Here is a 16,271-nt window from a genome sequence, read left to right on the forward strand (position 1 = left end):
TTAATTTTTAATCAAACCATAAAGGTAAGCGGATTTCGATAGATAAACCGCCAAGTTCACTTTTTTGTGCGGAGATATAGCCTTGGTGCTGCTGTACAGTATTAAATACAATGGCTAATCCCAAGCCGATGCCGCCGGTTTCACGTGTACGCGCAGTGTCAATACGATAAAACGGTTGGAAAATATTTTGATATTCGCTTTCATCGATACCATTACCATCATCTTCTACCATCATAATCAGTTCATTTTGGTTGATAGAGAATGAAACTCTAATGGTATTGTTACCATATTTTTCGGCATTACGGATAATGTTTTCTAATGCACCTGCCAGTGCGTTTGGATTGCCGTTAATACGATAACGATGAGGATGTTTTATTTGATTATTAATAATGAGCTGCTGTTTTGATTGTTCCGTTTCAAAACGGGCATTTTCGAGCACATCTTCCCAAATTTCCTCAATAGGAAATATTTCGTGTTCAAGATGGGTGTTAATCTGTTGACGGGAAATATTTAAAATATCACTAATCATCTGTTCTAAGCGTTCTGCTTCGGTTTCAATTCTGGTCAATTCCGGTGTTTCGCCATTTTTGCGACGCAGAATTGCGGCTGATAATTTTAAGCGTGCTAACGGTGTTCTTAATTCGTGAGAAATATCGGACAACATTCTTTTTTGCGAGTTTAAGAGATTATCTATTGCTGTTACCATTTGGTTGAAACTTTTTCCCACAGCCTGAATCTCTTTAGGACCATTTTTTTCAAGATCGGTATTAATGGAAAAATTACCGACAGCAACATTATTTACTGCTCTACGTAATTCAATAATAGGTTTAGTAATTCGATAAGAGAGGATTAATAATAACGGTGCGGTTAAAATAACAATAATAATCAGCATTAAAGCCGGCTTGTCAAAAAATGCTTGGATAATAGGAGAAAGTGGTTTGATCGGCTTGATAAAATAAATACGGTAAGTATCTAATTTATCCAAGTCATTGGCATTATTGTTTAATTTAATTTGGAACGGACCTATGATTTGAGAATCATCAAATTGCTTTTTTTGTGGAATTAAGGGGCTGTTTGAGTGGTAGATAAAATCTCTTAAATTCACCAAGTCTTCATAATTTTTACTAAAAATAACATCGTCACTGTTAATAAAAGCAAAATTCAAATTATATTTTTTTTCTAAGAAGTTATCCGTATTTTTTATGTTTAATACATCTGTAGAACTCATCTTTTCCATTATAGAAAAAACGATACTATTGTAATCATTTAATTCTCTTGATTCGATTAAGGAGTAATTTCGGGAATCAAAAGAAGGTAAAATAACAGCGATGGTAAATGCAATGCAGAAAATTAATATAAAAAAGAGATATATTTGACCGGTCAGGGAAGTAAATGGTCGTAATATTGCATTTTTCATCAAAATTTCCTTAACGCTTAAAAGCTATTGTTTGTGGCAGTCGAATATATTATTTTAAAACTGTAATCTCTATCTACATCAGCTCAATTCTCTAGGTGTTGTTTGCGAATCGAAACAGCGTGAGAAATTGATAAAATAAATTATCGTCTTACAAGATAAAGCCCTCATTGTTGAGGGCTTTTACCAAAATCAAATATCATTATTGTTGAGTAACAAGAAGATAACCTCTTCCTCTTAAGGTTTTGAACCAAGGTAAATTATCTTTTCTCGGTGGTAACTTCTTACGCAAATTGGACATATGCATATCAATTGCACGATCAAATGGTGTTAAGCGTTTACCTAAAATTTCAATTGAAAGCAGTTCACGTGAGAGAATATGCCCAGGATTACGAATAAGCATCGACAATAAGGCGAATTCCGTACCGGTTAATTCCAAATCTTTACCTTGATATATCACCTGCTGACGACCCGGATACAACACAATATCATCAAAATATAATGTTTTTTGATCATCACCGTTATTCAATTCGATATGGCTGACATTAGGTGGTGTCGGCACTTTCGTTACTCGGCGAAGAATCGCTTTGATACGCGCAACAAGTTCACGATCGTTAAACGGTTTTGAGAGGTAATCATCCGCACCGAGCTCTAAACCTAAAATTCTATCAACATCATCACCACGAGCAGTTAACATTAACACCGGTGTAGTGTATTTTTGACGAATCTGCTTTAAGGTTTCGATACCACCAAGTTTAGGCATCATAATATCCAATAGAATAAGATCATAACTGAGATCTAAAGTATGTAATGCGTCTTCTCCGTTGTGTACTACTTCAACTTCAAAGCTCTCCATTGCTAAAACTTCAGCAAGTAAACTTGTAAATTCGACATCGTCATCGACCAGAAGTATTTTAGGCATAAAATCGTCCCCTAAACTAAGAAATTGGATTATTGTATAGCAATATTGGATGTAATAATAGTTTATTAAAGATATAAATAAAGAAAAGTTTATTGATGTAGTGTAATTTTGATGAATTTATAGGTTAATTGCGATTAGTTTGATATTAACTATATACTTAATGATAATTTCTTTAAGTTACTTTTAGTTGTTGGCTGAATTAAGTAAATACGGAAACTAAAAACCCTGCCGAAGCAGGGTTTATCTAACTTAGAATGACAGAATTAAAGTTGATCTGCATTTTTCTTCAAGTATGCTGCAACGCCTTCTGGGTTGTCTTTCATACCTTCTTTACCTTTTGACCATTGCGCTGGGCAAACTTCACCGTGTTCTTCGTGGAATGCAAGCGCATCAACCATACGAAGCATTTCATCGATGTTACGTCCTAATGGAAGATCGTTAACAACTTGGTGACGAACAACACCGTTTTTGTCGATTAAGAATGATGCACGTAATGCAACGCCGGCTTCAGGGTGTTCAATACCGTATGCTTGAGCGATTGCGTGTTTAACGTCTGCTACCATTGCGAATTGAACTTCACCGATACCGCCTTGATCTACAGGAGTTTTACGCCATGCATTGTGAGTGAATTGAGAGTCGATAGAAACACCGATAACTTCAACACCACGTTTTTTGAATTCTTGATAACGGTGGTCGAATGCAATAATTTCTGATGGACAAACGAAAGTAAAGTCTAATGGCCAGAAGAAAATTACTGCTGCTTTGCCTTCAACGTGTTTTTTAAAGTTAAAATTGTCAACGATTTCACCGTTACCTAAAACTGCTGAAGCTGTGAAATCAGGTGCTTGACGAGCTACTAATACCATAATTATCTCCTTGAGAATATCTAATTAATCATAAAACTAAAACAATATTTTTAAAACCATCATTGTTTTAACGCAGTAAAAGATACCGCTTTTACCTCTAAATATACAGTTGTTTTTATCTATCAAATCAATTAATGTTTAATCGATTTATGTACCAAAAAGAGGTTTAATTATGGTAACGCAAATACAACAAAAAAACACTCATTTGATTCACGCTGGTAGAGGAAAAAGAGTTACGCAAGGGAGTGTTAACCCTGTTATTCAGAGAGCATCTTCATTAGTGTTTGATTCAGTGGCAGATAAGAAAAAAGCAGCTCAAGAAAGAGCAAAACAGGCACTATTTTATGGTCGTAGAGGTACATTAACACATTTCGCTTTACAAGATCTGATGTGCGAATTGGAGGGAGGGGCCGGTTGTTATCTTTATCCTTGCGGAGCAGCAGCGATTAGTAACAGTCTGTTGGCGTTTGTACAGCAAGGAGATCATATTTTGGTAACTGGCGCGGCATATGAGCCTACTCAAGAATTCTGTAATATCATTTTGAAAAAAATGGGGATCAGTACTACTTTTTATGATCCAATGACGGGAGCGAAAATTGCTGATTTAGTTGAAGATAATACAAAAGTGTTATTTTTAGAAGCTCCTAGTTCTTTAACAATGGAAGTAGCTGATATTCCAGCTATTGTTCAAGCTGTGAGAGCAAAAAAGCCTGATATTGTAATTATGATCGATAATACTTGGTCAGGAGGACTGTTGTTTCCTGCATTGCAGCACGATATTGATATTTCAATTCAAGCAGGGACGAAATATTTAGTGGGGCATTCCGATGCGATGATTGGTACGGCTGTGGCAAATGCACGGACGTGGGATCAATTAAGGGAACAATCCTATTTGATGGGACAAATGGTGGATGCAGATACCGCTTATGTAACAGCAAGAGGGATTAGAACCTTAGCATTACGTTTGCAGCAGCAAGGCGAAAGCAGCATTAAAATTGCGCAATGGCTGGCACAACAACCGCAAGTGAAAACCGTCTATCATCCGGCATTGCCAAGCTGTCCCGGACACGAGTTTTTTATGCGAGATTTTAGCGGTGCCAGTGGATTATTTTCGTTTGAATTAAATAAACGCTTGAATGATCAAGAGGTGGCTGAATTTCTTGACCATTTCAGCTTATTCAGTATGGCTTATTCGTGGGGAGGATATGAATCGTTAATTCTGGTTAATCAGCCGGAAGAAATTGCGAAAATTCGCCCGAATATTGAGCGTAAATTGAGCGGCAGTTTAGTCAGAATTCACGTCGGTTTGGAAGCAAGCGAAGATCTGATTGCCGATTTGGCGGCAGGGTTGCAGCGTATCAGTTAGCAAAAATTCTTGATATTTTTAAATAGTTGCAGTTTTTCGGCTGCAACTATTTTTTTATCAATTTTTGTTTCTCTTCGGCGATTTGTATAAGGTTAATCAATAGCTTACGATCGACTTTTCGATGACTGTCCAACACTTTCTGCCAGTAATTGATCGCTAAACCATAATGCGCCTGCTTAAAAGCATCATTCGCCAATAATAATAAAGAAGCGGTATCTTGCGCATCAAGCTGTAATGCTTCATCCAACCATTGTTGCGCTTGAGGTGATATATGTTGTTGATCTTTATAGTAAAGTGCAGTAGCGGCAGCACCTAAAATATAAGGTTTTCTACCCAATAATACGGTTGCACGAGAGTAAGATTCGATAGCGTTATTAAATTCATTATTTTGTGCATAAGCTAAACCTAATTCATACCAATTTTCCCCGTTATTCGGATCGGTGCGAATTTTATTTTGAATCGCAATAATATTGTCGTCATTGAGGCTGGCTGTGGTTGTTTCTTGCTTTTCTATTTGGCTGTTTTCTGTTTGCGTAGTCTGTTGTTGATTTAGCATTTGCAGTCTACCGCTATATAAATAATAACCCACCATTACCACCAGAATAATCACACCAATGCCGCAAGCAATTTTTTTAGAATAATCTGCCATACTGTTGGCAATTTCTTCATCTTTCTGATCTTGCATAAAGCGATAGACAATTTCATTGGCAAGTGCTTCATTTTCCTTAAATTTATGTTGTTGTAACTGTTGTTGCAATAATTGATTATTCAGTTTTTGATTATGTCGATCCTCACTCTCGGTCGGAGAATGTAAATAAAAAATCACGACTAAAATCAGTAGATAAACAACTACACCTGCGAAAAAAACTAAATTAGCCATTCTGTTCCCGTTGTTGTAAAAAATCTGCGATTTTCTGTTGCTGTTGCGGATCTAATGTGATTTCTCTTCGTTTTTTTAAATAAAAAAGTGAAGAGAATAAGGCGATGATGCCGGCAACCAATGGAATTAACCAAAGTAAAAATGTGTTGGAGGTAAAAGGCGGATCATAACGCACAAAATCACCGAAACGTTGCGTCATTATTTGAATAATTTCATCATTGCTTTTACCTTGATTAACCATCTTGTAAACTTCCAAGCGCAATTCAGCGGCAACCTCCGCATTGGATTCGACTAAATTCTGATTTTGGCATTGCGGGCAGCGCAACGTTTTTGCTAACGAAATCGCCCGTTGTTGTGACTCTTCTGAATGAAATTGAAAGGTTTCAACAATTTCAGCGCGTGCAAAAGCAGTGCAGCAGAGCAGTAAAAATATGAAATTTTTCATTAAAAGCCTCTCTTATTCCGCTTGTAATTGTTGAATTAACGGTAACATCTGTTGTTGCCAAATCGTTTCATTAATCGCACCACCTTCAAAAAAATAACGTATTTTCCCATTTTTATCGATAATAAAGGTATAAGGCGCACCGTTGATACCCAATTCTGCTGCAAACATTCCTTTATTATCGAAGGCATTGATAGTGAATGGATTGCCAAGCTGCTGTAATGTTTGCACCGCATTTTCTTGTTTATCTAAATAATTAATACCAACAATCGGTAGTTGATGTTGTTGCGCTATTTTCTTCAATAAAGGGAACTCCTGTTTGCAAAATTGACACCAGCTACCCCAAATATTGATTAGGAAAACTTGATTTTGTGGCAGATCTTGATTCTGCCAATGGCGATGATGATCGTGTAAATCAAGCAAGGAAAATGGTGGCAACGGTTTATTGAGGTGTGATTTCATTTTTTGCAATGGATCTTGGCTGATTCCTAAAAATAGGGTGAGAGCTAATGCTAAAATAAAAAGTGCCGGAATAAAGAGTAACCAACGTTTCATTTTTCACCTTTTAGTTTTGGTTTTCTAGCGTTCCAAACGGCAATAAAACCTCCCAACATTGCTAATAATCCGCCAAACCATAACCAACGGATATAGGGCTTGTAGTGCAAGCGGAATGCAAATTCATTTGCTGAAATTTTATTTCCCATTACGATGTAAAGATCGGATAACCATCCCCATTTTATCCCCACTTCACTCATATTCATTGTACGCACATCATAATAGCGACGTTCAGCACTTATCTCAGCAATGAGACTGTCCTGTTGACTAATCACGAAAAACGTTCGTTCTGCGGTATAGTTTGGACCAATTTCATTGCGGAAACCAAGATAAGTAAATTGATAATTATGCAATGTTTGTGTGTCGCCGGGAGACATTTTAACGCTAATTTCTTTGGCATAATAGTTACTCATTGTGCCACCGATAATACTGATAGCAATGCCTAAGTGTGCCAAGCGCATTGACCATTGTTTTTTATTTTTCCATTGCGAAGAACAGAGAGTATTGAGTAGCAACCACCAAGCCAAACTTAGACTAATAAATGCCCAAATTGAAGGTAAAGAGAAGTTGAAATTCTGCTCTACCAGTATTTGAAAGGATGTAATGACTACTGCTGGAAACAGATATAAAGTGACTTTTTTAATTGATGAAAATGGGAGTTTTTGCCAGTGTAAATATGGTGAAAATAGCATTAATATCATAAGGATAAAAATTAATGGCACGATGAGCCGGTTAAAATAAGGCGTACCGACAGAAATTGTTCCCCAACCTAACATATGGTAGATCATTGGATAAAACGTACCGGTGAAGACAATAAATGTTGTAAGGCTGAATAAAATATTAGCGAATAAAAATGCGGATTCTTTTGAGATCAGTTGAAATTTGACAATAGAATGTAACTCTTTGATGCGTAAAGCAAATAATAATAGCCCACATAGCGTGAACAGCAGAAAGATTGTTAATAAAGCGTGTCCGCGTTGCGGATCAATGCTAAATGCGTGTACCGATGCTAAGACGCCTGAACGAACAATAAATGTTCCCAATAAGCTCAAGGAAAAGGCAAAAATTGAGAGCAATACCACCCAATAGAGTAAAATTCCTCGTTTCTCATAGATAATAAGTGAATGTAACAGTGCAGTGGCGATTAACCACGGCATCAATGAAGCATTTTCTACCGGATCCCAAAACCACCAACCACCCCAACCGAGTTCATAGTAAGCCCACCAAGAACCTAATACAATGCCAATAGTTAAAAATGCCCAAGAACCTAGAACCCAAGGACGGCATAATCGTGCGAATGCGGCATTAAATTTTTGATAAATTAAAGCAGCAATAACCAATGAGAAATTGATCGCTAAACCGACATAACCAAGATAGAGCAATGGTGGATGAATGATCAAACCAATATCTTGTAGCATTGGATTGAGATCACGTCCTTCAAGTGGAACTGGAAATAACCTATTGAAAGGATTAGATAAAAACAGAATAAAAACCGCAAAACAAAAGCTGATCATTCCCATTAGTACTAGCGTTGAGATGATAAGACGCTGATCATTATGACGATTATAATGAGCAAACAGTGCTGTCCAGAGTGAAAGTGAAAAGAGCCAAAACAGCATTGAACCTTCGTGACCACCCCAAGTTGCAGCAATTTTATAAAATAATGGCAGGTTGGAATTAGAATGTTGCGCGACATATTCAAGTGAAAAATCATTATTCGCAAATGCATATGCCAATGCTATTAGTGTTATCGTACAGAAAATAGCATAGAGAATGCTTAACGGATAAGCCAATTGTGCGAAAGCGTGTTTGTTTCGCCATAGACCGTAAGCTGGTATAAAAGCTAAACAAAACGTCAAAGCAACAACAATGAGTAAACTTAAAAATCCGAGTTCAGGCAACATTTTTAGTTATTGTCAGAAAATAAATATTAAAATATGACCTACTTCTTGTAACGGAAGTAGGTCGAAGCTTATAGGCTTTTGCATTTTAGGCAAGTGTCATTTGTCCTGCATATAATGCCCAAAAACGTAAACAAAGCACACCGAATAAACTTAATCCGGCAACAAAGAGTATAAAGCCTTTGCGATGTTTTAATGTTTCAGGTGCTACTGCATTCAGGAAAAGTGGAGCAATTAAGCCAATACCTACTAAACCTATCCAAAATACATAAGACCAAAAACCACCACCGATTGCATTATAAAGTGCAACCGTTTTTTGACCGCCACCGAGGAATAATCCGATACAGAATGCAAAAAGTAGAAATGTTTCAATTAATACTACCGGCAATTCAAATTTATGGACGAAAGTCAATGCCGGAGAATGAGAACTTTCATTGGTAAAGAGCAATGCAGCAATCATTAATGCAGCAATACCGGAAGAGGTTCCGGAAGCTAAAAATAATGCCGGCAAAACAGGATTATTCAGCATTGGATAACTGATTAATGCCGATAACAAGAAACCGGTATAAGCACCTAATAAAACAGAAAGGAAAACAAGGATAATCTCTACCGGAGAACTAAAACGTTCCAACTTTTCAATAATGTTATTGATAAAAGCGAGTTTCGGCAAAAAGCGCTTAATCAGTTGAGCTATTAATGCTTTAAAAATAAAAGCTAACCATAAAAGCAGAAATACCATATAAACTTGGAACAGCATTACCCCCATCGACATAATAGAAGTGTGGTGGTAGTTGAACATCAAATACCAGAAAGTCCAAGGTTTAGTTAAATGGAAAATCAAAATGGTTAAACCTAACAGCAATGTTGTCGGTGCAATAATGGCGGCACAGCGAATAATATTATTTTCACTGGGATGATTGCCGGCGATACCGCTGCGTTTGAGCAATACCGCAATCATTGTTGCACCGGCGGAAATACCTAATAAGAAAAGGTAAATCGCAATAATTTCATCCCACACGAGGGATGGAAAATGAAAAGGACTGTTCATCGTCTGATCTCCCCGTGTTTACTTGGAATGTGATACAAGTTAGGTTCTGTGCCTAATTCCACTTTGGTACGATAAACCTGCTGTTGGTGAATTTTTTTATTGATTTCACTATGAGGATCATTCAAATCACCAAAGGTTAACGCTTTCGTTGGACAAGATTCCACGCAAGCAGGCAGTTTACCTTTTGCCAAATTGGTATCGCGACAGAAGTTACATTTATCCGCTGCCTTGGTAATCGGATTGATATAACGAACACGATAAGGGCAGACGGCAATACAGTACTGACAACCTACGCATAAATCTTTATTCACATCGACAATACCGGTTTTGGCATCAATGAATGAAGCACCGGTCGGGCAGACGTGAACACAAGGGGCATTGCTGCAGTGTTGGCACGAATGGCGGAAAAATTCATATTCCACATCCGGAAATTCCCCATAAGGTTCGCTACGAATAATTTGTAAGCGGGAAACGCCTTCAGGAACTTGATTGACTTCACGACAAGCATCCATACAGGCAGTACAACCGATACAACTGCGTTCATCGTGCAGCATTCCGTAGCGTTTATTTTTTTCTTCGGAGAGTGCAACCGCCAAGGTTTTATTGCTGGTACCGGCAACCAACATCAATGCACTCATACCCGAAACAAAGTTACGGCGTGAACAATTCATCATTTTTCCTTATTCGCTTGATTCTGTTTTTCTTCACGAAGCGCCTGTTGTTTACCGTGGCAATCGACACATAATTTAACGCGTTGTTTCGGTTCGATACCTTTCATTGCGTCGTGTTCCGGGTGTAATGTATGGCAGCTTGCACAAGGCAATTTCATTGCGTGAACATCGTGAACCCAGAATTTTTCCCGTAATTTTTCCGGTTGATGACAAGCGAAACAGACTTGGTTCTGTTCCTGAACGGTGTACATCGGTGTTTTGCCGTCAAAAATATCGCCGTGGAAACGCATCACATCTTTCACGCCACGACGGTGATCTTCGGAAATTTTACCGTGACAGCTGACACAATTAATCGGCTTGCCGTTATTCGGGTTTAACTTGCTCAAGTGGGTGCCGTGAAATTGTTGATCATTAAATTTATGGCATTTCGCACAGTATTGATTCGGATCACGTTGATTTTCCAACTGCGGTTGGTAACTTAACGTATTTGCACCGTTTGTGTTACTTGTTTCCTGTGCCGAAACATTAACGGCAAGCAGCAGAGAAGCCGTAACAAACAGCACTTTTTTAAAAGACATATAAAAACTCATTTTCTTATCCTCAAGGAAATCCTGATTTAAGCGGTTGCTCATAACGAGCAACCGGACCAAAATTTATTTTGCATCAGCAGGTAATAAACCTTTCTCTTTAGCTTCTTTATCCCATTGAGGTACAACCGTTTTTAAGAACTCTTCTTTTTCACGTTTCTGTTTTTCAATATCAATGCCCATTGCAGCCTGTGCTTTTTCTTTAGTAGAAATATCAGGAATAGCAACCGGTTGTTTTACGTTATGTTTGGTAAGAATAACAGCCAATTTACGACGTGCATCTGCTGCTTTATCCAAACCGGAACTTAAGACTTCCAAAGCAACTTCAGGTGCGTGCATATAGAATCCGTGGCTGGCAGAAGTGTAATCCCAGCGCCATTGTGCGTGGCGGATATCTTGCAAGGCATCTTTCATTTCCGCTTCAGTCGCACCGGCATCCCACGCGGCTTTTGCTTCAAAGTGGGCGTGAACCAGTTGATCTTCAAGTTTGATCATTGCGGACTGTACGCGTTCTTTGCGTGAATTAACGATACTTTGTAGTTTTTCTTTGCTTTGATCGTGGCAATTAGCACAGGTATTTTGGAAGTTATCGAACGGATTGCCAATGTTGTGGTTAGTAAATACGCGACCATCTGCGGTTTGTTGTTTTGCCATATGGCAATCAACACAAGTCACACCATTTTTACCGTGCATTCCCATCGTCCAAGTTTCGAAATCAGGATGCTGTGCTTTTAACATTGGTGCTTTGGATAGTGAATGAGTCCAATCTTTAAACTGGAGATCATCATAATATTTTTCCATCTGTTCAACGCTTACGCCGTTCTGCCAAGGGAAAGTAACGATTTTTTTATCTCCGGCGAAGAAGTATTCAACGTGGCAGTTAGCACAAATAGCAGCACGTTTATCGGTTTTATCGGAACGTTCAAAATTCCAATTAATCTTATCTAAAGCGCGTAAAACGTGTGGACGAGCAATGCGTAAAGCTGGTTGACCTTCAGCGAACTCTTTTGAATTAGTATCGTGGCAGTCGGCACAACCAATAGGATTAACAATTTCGTTACCCCATTTTGCCCATTTTGCACCGAAATAGCCATCTTCGCCTTTTTCAGTAATTAAACGAGCAACATCCGGGCTTTTACAAGTCCAACAAGCAGCTGGTTGAGGTCCACTGTTTTCATCTTTTGGGGCACCTGTACGCAAGATATTACGTACATCGGTTACCGCATAATAGTGACCGCGAGGATGATTATATTCTGATGAAAACAGATAACCTCCCCAAAGCACTACTAATCGAGGATCTTCCGCTAATGCATCACCAATTTCTTCAGATTGGCTGGTACCTAACCAAGATTGATATTGAAGTGGATATTTTTCTGCAAAAAGATCATTGCGAACGGCAACTTTATCAATGTCAAATTTCATATCTTTGAATTTGTCATTATTCAGTTGATTCTGATCCGGTACCGGATTAGCTGTTTTATCTTCAGCAGAAGCGGACATAGCACTTATAGTTGCTATTCCAGCTAGCATTACAAACAATGCTTGTTTTAAAGTTCTCACGATAATTACCCCAACATAAAGTTATTCACATAACAAAAAGCTAACAATTGTCTATACTTTATACAGAAAAGAGAAAGACAAAATAAGCCGTAAATAAAAGTTACTTTATCAAATAATGCTATAATTTCTAAGGTTTTATGCTGTTTTTTTGAGATTAATCAAAAAGTTTTACACGATTGTGGCAAAAATAGGAGGTAAGTTATTATTAATACCCATTTATGGGTAATTAAATTATATTAATCAATAAGTTATACAATTTATTTTTGTACTCATTTAGAGGTATTTGGCGTGATTTTTGCAATCTATATTCATTTGGCGTTTGGTTGAACTCTTTTTTGAAAACGAAATAAAAATATTGTACGGAAGGGTAACCACATATTTCAGCAATTTCTTGGATAGCAATATCCGTATCTGTCAGTAGCTGCTTGGCTTTGTTCATTTTTTCATTATGCAATATTTGATGAATTGTTTTGCCAGTTTCAATACGAAAACGGTTTTCTAGGTTAGAACGAGAAGCCTTAACATAATCCAAAACTTGCTCGACTTTAATGCCGGAACAAGCATTAACTCGGATATAATGCAAAGCCTGAATGACTAAAGGATCCTGAATTGAACGATAGTCAGTTGAAGTACGAGATTCAATGCGTAATGGTGGAATTAAATATTGGTATTGTTTAATCGGGCGATTTTCTAATTGGGCGTGTAACAACTTTGCCGCTTGGTAACCCATATTTTTAGTGCCTTGTACGACTGATGAAAGTGAAACACGAGAAAATGCTTGAATTAATTCTTCGTTGTCAATTCCGATAATACAGAGTTGATCAGGTACGGGAATATCCAGCAGCTCACAAGTTTGTAACAGATGTCTGGCACGTGCATCGGTTACGGCAATGATTCCGGTATGTTTTGGTAATGCAGTAATCCATTCACTAAGTTGTTGTTGAGCTTGTTGCCAATTATCAGCGTGCGTTTCTTGTCCAAGATAGATTTCCGGTTGATAATTGTTGTTTTTCATTATGCGTTCAAATGCCATTCGGCGTTCATTTGACCAGTGTTGAAAACCAGGATTGGGTAAGCCGTAAAAAGCAAAATGATTGATGCCTTTTCGTTGCAAATGTTCAAATGCTACTTGTAAAATAGCGTCGTTATCAGTGGCGATATAGGGAACATTTTGCGGATAATGTTGAGGATTTTGATAGGAACTGCCAACCGCTACAACCGGTATAGGACAATGTTGTAATTTTTGTACTAACTCCGGATTATCAAAATCTGCAATAATACCGTCCAAATGGCGTTGATCTAGACTTAATTCTCGATGAATAAAATCATCCTCCAGAAAGACATTCCACGCTGTTTTAGAGGTTTGAATATATTCACCGATACCTGCCATCACTTCACGATCATAAACTTTGTTGGCATTAAACAGCAGGGCAATTTGGTAATAGGCTTTTGTCATAATGCTTCCTATTATGGCAGAAATAATACTTGTCTTTAGATTTTTCTGTCCGGTAATGGTTCAATTCGAGTAATTTGACTGATCAATTTGCCGTCAACAGTTCGAGTGATGATTTCTTGCCCGATTGTTACCTGTTTAATACTGTCGATTAACTCTGTATTCATTGATGTGGTAACAGTATAACCGCGTTGTAATACCTTTAATGGACTGATGTTATCTAAACGACCACCGAGATTGGCTAATTTATGTTTTTTCTGCTGTATAAATGTATTTATTGCTGTATGTAAGCGAACTTCCCATTGGTTAACCGTTTGCTGTTGCGTTTCAATTTTTAATGTTAACGGTAACTGTGAAATCCGTTTAGATAATGATGTTTGTGATTGTTGACGGCGTTGTAAATAGTTAGAAACCGCTTGTTTTAAACGCTGTTGCAAATAGAGATATTGTTGCTGTTGCAGTTGTAATCTAGCTTGTGGATGTTGATTTTTTAATCGTAATTGTAAACGTTCTAATCGTTGGATAGAGTGACTGAGTTTATAAGTAAAACCAATTTCTAAACGTTGTTGTAGATAATCAATTTTTTGCCAAAGTTCTTTTTGATCTCGGCTTAATAACTCGGCTGCAGCAGATGGTGTTGATGCACGTAAATCGGCAACAAAATCTGCTATTGTTACATCGGTTTCGTGACCGACAGCACTGATAATTGGAATTTGTGAGCTAAAAATAGCTCGGGCAACAATTTCTTCGTTAAAGCACCAGAGATCTTCAAGTGAACCGCCACCACGACCTACGATTAATACATCACACTCTTGGCGGATGTTGGCGATTTTGATACTAGCGACAATATCTTGAGCAGCTTCTTTTCCTTGAACTAAAGTTGGATAAATAATCACTTCAAGCACGGGATTTCGGCGACGTAGGATCTGTAGAATATCGTGTAATGCTGCACCAGTAGCGGAGGTAATAACGCCTATTTTTCGACAATGTGCTGGAATCTCTTTTTTATATTGCTGAGCAAATAAACCTTCAGCTGCCAACTTCATTTTTAATTGTTCAAACTGTTGTTGTAACAGCCCTTCGCCGGCAGTTTGCATACTTTCCACAATAATCTGATAATCACCACGCGGTTCATACAAACTAATATTGGCACGCACCACAACTTGCATTCCATTTTGTGGTTTAAAATTAACGCGTAAATTACGCATACGAAACATCGCCGCACGTACCTGAGCATTTTTATCTTTCAGTGTAAAATACCAATGTCCAGAAACTGGCTGTGTAAAATTAGAAATCTCACCGCTCAGCCATAGGCTTCCCAACTCTTGTTCCAAGATCTCTTTTGCAAGGCGATTTAATTGGCTAATGGAATAAATTGTTGGTTGGCTTTCACGGTTAAACATCATCAACACTCTCTAATAGAAGCCAACCGCTGTCGAGCCAATCGCATAGACTGTCTAATAATAAATCGAGAGAAATGTCAGCGGAAAGTTTTTGTAAACGTTGCCAATCAAGTGATTTACCATTGGCAAAATCTGCCAAAAGTGTTTGTTCTATTTCATTTAACTCATCAATCCATTCACCATTAATGAAAATATTGCCGTTATCGGTATAGATAATTTTGCAGTTCGCATCTTGACTGAGTCTGTCGCCAGCTTGCAACATTTCGAGCAGCTCATCTGGATAATATTCTGCGTCCGTTGGTAATAAATCATAACGGCGAGCACTGACGGTTTGTGCCACCGCTTGTTGCAATAAGGCATCAAATTGGGATGAATTAGCTAATAAATCTAACAAATGCTGTTTAAAGTTGGCAACAGACTCACTATTTAATTGACCATTCGGCTGTGGTTTCGGTGATAAACGGAAGGGAATAGCAAAGTCACTGCTATTGATTTGTTCGCTGTGATGTTCAATCGTTTTGCACAAATTTTCCAGCAAATCAGCAGCATTCGGATAACGCAAACCGAAAGAAAAAGTCAAACAATCACTTTCGGCAACACCGTAATGAGAAAGGCGAGACGGCACATAAAGCACATCACCGGGTTGCAGCACTTCATCAAAAATTAACTCCCCCATATCATCAAAAATGCGAATTGGTTGATTGGCTTTAAATTCAGTTGAAGGATCACACCATTTGCCCAGTTGCCAACGGCGTTCACCATAGCCTTGCACCAGAAAAACATCATATTCATCATAATGTTTGCCGACTGAACCGCCTTTTGGCGCGAATGAAACCATAATATCATCCCGTTGCCATTGAGGAATAAAAGCGAAAGCCTGCCATAATTTACCTAATTCCGGAGACCACTGTTCCAAATTTTGCACTAATACCGACCATTTCTCCGGCAGATTGCTAAAATCTTGTGCTGATAGCGGACTGGTTTTTAGTTGCCATAGCTCTTGATTCTGTACAATATCAGTGCGGATAAGACGCGCGGTTGCATCCGGATCTTGTGCCAATTCGATAATATCTTGCGGTTCAAACATTCCGATGATTTGCGGCAAACCTTGACGGATTAAAAGCGGTTTTTTCTGCCAATAATCACGAAGAAAAGTTTCGGCATTAATGGTTGTGGGTAAACAAAAAGCGTGTGTCATAACGG

The 16,271-nt window shown here is 38.1% G+C and carries 15 protein-coding genes; 1 reads left to right on the forward strand and 14 read right to left on the reverse strand.

Annotated features, from left to right (window positions below):
- Positions 1–7: 7 nt before the first annotated feature.
- The 3 genes from cpxA to P375_RS02855 all read right to left on the reverse strand — a co-directional run bounded on the left by cpxA (position 8) and on the right by P375_RS02855 (position 3,202).
- Positions 8–1,417 carry an envelope stress sensor histidine kinase CpxA gene (cpxA, locus tag P375_RS02845; RefSeq protein ID WP_021460984.1) on the reverse strand — a complete coding sequence of 470 codons (1,410 nt, stop codon included), beginning with the start codon at positions 1,415–1,417 and terminating at the stop codon, positions 8–10.
- A 199-nt stretch (positions 1,418–1,616) separates the two neighbouring features.
- On the reverse strand, positions 1,617–2,336 hold the full coding sequence (gene cpxR / locus P375_RS02850; protein WP_013746484.1) for an envelope stress response regulator transcription factor CpxR: 720 nt from the start codon (positions 2,334–2,336) through the stop codon (positions 1,617–1,619).
- Positions 2,337–2,599: 263 nt separating this feature from the next.
- Positions 2,600–3,202: a peroxiredoxin C gene (locus tag P375_RS02855; RefSeq protein WP_013746485.1), complete on the reverse strand. Its 603-nt coding sequence runs from the start codon at positions 3,200–3,202 to the stop codon at positions 2,600–2,602.
- Positions 3,203–3,374: 172 nt separating this feature from the next.
- Here P375_RS02855 and metC point away from each other — a divergent pair, with 172 nt between their 5' ends.
- Positions 3,375–4,568 carry a cystathionine beta-lyase gene (gene metC / locus P375_RS02860; RefSeq protein WP_039134120.1) on the forward strand — a complete coding sequence of 398 codons (1,194 nt, stop codon included), beginning with the start codon at positions 3,375–3,377 and terminating at the stop codon, positions 4,566–4,568.
- 46 nt (positions 4,569–4,614) lie between these two features.
- Here metC and P375_RS02865 read toward each other — a convergent pair whose 3' ends face one another.
- From P375_RS02865 to P375_RS02915, 11 genes are all read right to left on the reverse strand, one after another.
- Entirely contained in the window at positions 4,615–5,448 is an 834-nt protein-coding gene (locus P375_RS02865; RefSeq protein ID WP_018345586.1) for a TPR domain-containing protein, read from the reverse strand.
- On the reverse strand, positions 5,441–5,893 hold the full coding sequence (nrfF, locus tag P375_RS02870) for a heme lyase NrfEFG subunit NrfF (protein WP_039134123.1): 453 nt from the start codon (positions 5,891–5,893) through the stop codon (positions 5,441–5,443). Before nrfF ends, P375_RS02865 begins: the two co-directional genes overlap by 8 nt.
- Positions 5,894–5,905: 12 nt before the next feature.
- Entirely contained in the window at positions 5,906–6,445 is a 540-nt protein-coding gene (locus P375_RS02875; RefSeq protein WP_039134126.1) for a DsbE family thiol:disulfide interchange protein, read from the reverse strand.
- Positions 6,442–8,349: a heme lyase CcmF/NrfE family subunit gene (locus P375_RS02880; RefSeq protein WP_039134129.1), complete on the reverse strand. Its 1,908-nt coding sequence runs from the start codon at positions 8,347–8,349 to the stop codon at positions 6,442–6,444. Before P375_RS02880 ends, P375_RS02875 begins: the two co-directional genes overlap by 4 nt.
- Positions 8,350–8,434: 85 nt before the next feature.
- Positions 8,435–9,394 (reverse strand): cytochrome c nitrite reductase subunit NrfD, encoded by a 960-nt coding sequence (gene nrfD, locus P375_RS02885; protein ID WP_039134132.1) that lies wholly within the window; start codon positions 9,392–9,394, stop codon positions 8,435–8,437.
- The gene (gene nrfC / locus P375_RS02890) at positions 9,391–10,068 is read right to left on the reverse strand and encodes a cytochrome c nitrite reductase Fe-S protein (RefSeq protein WP_026210921.1); all 678 of its coding nucleotides are present in this window, start codon (positions 10,066–10,068) and stop codon (positions 9,391–9,393) included. The genes nrfD and nrfC overlap by 4 nt, the downstream gene beginning before the upstream one ends.
- Positions 10,065–10,655, reverse strand: a complete 591-nt coding sequence (nrfB, locus tag P375_RS02895; RefSeq protein WP_013746493.1) for a cytochrome c nitrite reductase pentaheme subunit — start codon at positions 10,653–10,655, stop codon at positions 10,065–10,067. Before nrfB ends, nrfC begins: the two co-directional genes overlap by 4 nt.
- Before the next feature lie 63 nt (positions 10,656–10,718).
- Positions 10,719–12,212 (reverse strand): ammonia-forming nitrite reductase cytochrome c552 subunit, encoded by a 1,494-nt coding sequence (gene nrfA / locus P375_RS02900; RefSeq protein WP_039134137.1) that lies wholly within the window; start codon positions 12,210–12,212, stop codon positions 10,719–10,721.
- Positions 12,213–12,438: 226 nt separating this feature from the next.
- Complete coding sequence (locus tag P375_RS02905) at positions 12,439–13,668, reverse strand: XylR family transcriptional regulator (protein WP_052121781.1); 1,230 nt, start codon at positions 13,666–13,668, stop codon at positions 12,439–12,441.
- Between the two features lie 35 nt (positions 13,669–13,703).
- Positions 13,704–15,071 carry an exodeoxyribonuclease VII large subunit gene (xseA, locus tag P375_RS02910; RefSeq protein WP_084598481.1) on the reverse strand — a complete coding sequence of 456 codons (1,368 nt, stop codon included), beginning with the start codon at positions 15,069–15,071 and terminating at the stop codon, positions 13,704–13,706.
- Positions 15,061–16,266: a cupin domain-containing protein gene (locus P375_RS02915; RefSeq protein ID WP_021460994.1), complete on the reverse strand. Its 1,206-nt coding sequence runs from the start codon at positions 16,264–16,266 to the stop codon at positions 15,061–15,063. The genes xseA and P375_RS02915 overlap by 11 nt, the downstream gene beginning before the upstream one ends.
- Between the last annotated feature and the right edge of the window lie 5 nt (positions 16,267–16,271).

Origin of the sequence: Gallibacterium genomosp. 2 (assembly GCF_000771895.1) — a bacterium.
Taxonomy (GTDB): Bacteria; Pseudomonadota; Gammaproteobacteria; order Enterobacterales; family Pasteurellaceae; genus Gallibacterium.